Raw genomic sequence first — 449 nt, forward strand, 5'->3', positions numbered from 1 at the left:
CGGTCTGGGGTCTTTGCGTCGAGAAGTCGTCTTTGCGCGAAGAAAGTCCTGGCCGTCCGAGTTCTAGACAAGATTGTTCGTTGTGTGTGCCCTCCCGCGGAGCGTGTGGCGGCGCTCGTACAGAACGACAGGAAGCATTCCATGGAACTTCTCGAACTCGAATTCTCCCGCGAAATCCATCCGGTGGATGTTATCGAGCAGGTGGCCCACAACAACGACTGGTCCTTCGAGCGGGCCGGCGACGACGAGATTTCGATCTCGGTTGCCGGAAGCTGGACCGACTATCACGTCTCCTTTTCGTGGATGGAGGATTTCGAGGCGCTGCACCTGGCCTGCGCCTTCGATATCAAGGTGCCGGAGACCCGCACGCTGGAAGTGATGCGGCTCTTGTCGCTGATCAACGAGCAGATGCTGTTTGGCCATTTCGACCTCTGGGAGCAGGAGGGCGC

1 protein-coding gene is annotated in these 449 nt (G+C 58.8%); it reads left to right on the forward strand.

Annotated features, from left to right (window positions below; all coding sequences use genetic code 11):
- Window positions 1-141: 141 nt before the first annotated feature.
- Window positions 142-449, forward strand: a 308-nt coding sequence (locus EN991_RS39455) for a YbjN domain-containing protein (RefSeq protein WP_206519386.1), incomplete at its 3' end; no start/stop codon positions are given.

Origin of the sequence: Mesorhizobium sp. M7A.F.Ca.US.005.03.2.1 (assembly GCF_003997795.1) — a bacterium.
Taxonomy (GTDB): Bacteria; Pseudomonadota; Alphaproteobacteria; order Rhizobiales; family Rhizobiaceae; genus Mesorhizobium; species Mesorhizobium ciceri.